This is a genomic window from Microbulbifer okhotskensis (assembly GCF_023895975.1).
Lineage (GTDB): Bacteria > Pseudomonadota > Gammaproteobacteria > Pseudomonadales > Cellvibrionaceae > Microbulbifer > Microbulbifer okhotskensis.
Genome location: NZ_JALBWM010000260.1, coordinates 1 through 1,895, shown reverse-complemented (window position 1 = coordinate 1,895; position 1,895 = coordinate 1). Strand labels below are relative to the sequence as shown.

At 49.6% G+C, this 1,895-nt stretch carries 3 protein-coding genes; all 3 read right to left on the bottom strand.

Annotated elements, in window-relative coordinates:
- Nucleotides 1-21: 21 nt before the first annotated feature.
- The 3 genes from MO867_RS21855 to MO867_RS21845 are packed head-to-tail and all read right to left on the bottom strand — an operon-like array spanning nucleotide 22 to nucleotide 1,830.
- Nucleotides 22-504, bottom strand: a complete 483-nt coding sequence (locus tag MO867_RS21855) for a phage tail assembly chaperone (RefSeq protein WP_252473085.1) — start codon at nucleotides 502-504, stop codon at nucleotides 22-24.
- Nucleotides 504-1,415: a phage tail tube protein gene (locus MO867_RS21850; protein ID WP_252473083.1), complete on the bottom strand. Its 912-nt coding sequence runs from the start codon at nucleotides 1,413-1,415 to the stop codon at nucleotides 504-506. The genes MO867_RS21855 and MO867_RS21850 overlap by 1 nt, the downstream gene beginning before the upstream one ends.
- Nucleotides 1,416-1,425: 10 nt before the next feature.
- The gene (locus MO867_RS21845) at nucleotides 1,426-1,830 is read right to left on the bottom strand and encodes a phage tail terminator-like protein (protein ID WP_252473080.1); all 405 of its coding nucleotides are present in this window, start codon (nucleotides 1,828-1,830) and stop codon (nucleotides 1,426-1,428) included.
- Nucleotides 1,831-1,895: the final 65 nt, after the last annotated feature.

The following is a 1,895-nucleotide window of genomic DNA, read 5'->3' as shown; positions in this document are numbered from 1 at the left end:
TAGTCTTAAGCTCCGGGGGAGTTATACCGGTTGTTTTTTGGACTTGCTGGAGCTGCTGGCGGAGGCTTTCTTTACACCCTTTCGGGATTTTGTCGAGCTTGAACTGGCAGCAGGCCCAGTCGATGAGGACTTGCTGCCGCTGGCGAAAAAAAGTGCGCGGTTACTAGCTGCTCGATCAATCTGGTCAACCAATTGTGGAGCTTCAATTAATAGTTCTTTGACGGCTCTCTGGCTGAAATCATCTTCAAGAGACCAGCCGATTACCAGTGCCGCCGCAGCTGCAACTTTAGCCTCCCTCACCAGCTCGAACCGCTTCTCCTTATCCTTTTCCAGGTTGGCTGTGGCTAGATCGCGCTGCATTTCCGACTGAGCCATCTGGAATGCATCTGAATCAACACTGAGGATTTCCAAGTAATGCTCTGTGGCTTTGCCATCAGGGGTGTAAAGTGGGAACTTGACCCCCTTATTCCCTTTCTCCCGCGTATAAAAATCACTGGCTTTCATTAGGCTGAGACCCTCTCAATAATTAGATTTGTACCTTCAGTTTCGTCATACACCGCCTGGAAAGGCAGAGGCAAGATGATTGCGCCCTCGCCGGAAACATCTACTTGGCCACCGGTATATTTAATTTTTGGAAGAGTGAAAATGTAAGAATTGCCGGCAGCATCAACCAAACTAAACTCCAGACTGGAAGAATCCTCATCCAAGAATTTCTCAAGCAATACTGAATTCTCAAAATAGGCCGATAGCTGGCCTGTGACATTTGAACGTTTGACTCCAGGCTGAATTGTGGTATCGCTGCCAACTACAAAACGCGACTCAAGGCCATTATCTAAAGTCAGTGTGACCTCAGTCATCACCGCCAAGCCGGCCGCCCCTTCTTTGATTACACCTTTGAATGAGTCAAAAACCTGAGTGGTCGTTTCATCCCCATAAGTGGAGCCTGATAAGGCGGCAGCCTCTGGAGACATATCCTTGCCGATAACTCCAAAGCTGCCACTTACTCGTGCTCCAGGGGCTACGGTGAGATTCAGTGTATTCAGCTCACAGCCTGTAAAGCGGTGATACGGTTTATCGGATATATCCCCAAATTTCCGCTCAACCGTGAAGCTACGCCGGGTCTTGCCAACAACTAACTTATTGCTATCCCAAGCACCCATGGTTGCGCCTTCCAGAAAGTCATCGAAGGAGCCGTAAGAAAGATTAATGTTGATATCACCACCAACGCTTTTGTTCATGTGGCGATAATCAGTGATTTGACGATCATCACGGAGCTCTTCATCTGCTGAGCCCTCTTTGGTGAGCGCAAGAGTTGTCCCCTTGTTTCGAATCGCTTTAAACGTGGGTGAAGCAGGAGTAACCCCATAGGTGGACTCCGCCACATAGGCCATTGAATGTTGGCTGCCGTCTGCCATTTGTGTGCTCCTAACGTAGAGTTGTGGCGGTCCAGGCCGCGCTGATGTCGAGTTGATACCAACCATCTACCACCCTGCCGGGAGAGATGGTTGAGGAGTGAATAGTTACGATTTGGCCGGAGTACTCCGGAAAGGAGCCGGCTTTGAAGTGCATGAGAATTTGGTCAGTCATTGCCAGGGCATCCCCTCGCCCTCCGCCTGTTGGGTAAAAAATGCTGATCTGAAATATTCCGACTCGTTCATCCCTGCCAATCTCACCAACAGTATCCGGATAACTATCTGCAGGCAGGTTGTACACAGCTGCATAAGGCGCCCCTACATCCGGCTCAAACCCGTCATTTTCATAACCAGTAGGCAAGCCGAAGCCGCCCGATATATAGTGCTGCACCAGGGCCGAATAGATTTTGCTGTACATGAGTTATCTGATTATTCGTCGAATGATCGATTTGATGCGCAAGACATTGCGGCGAACCATACCTG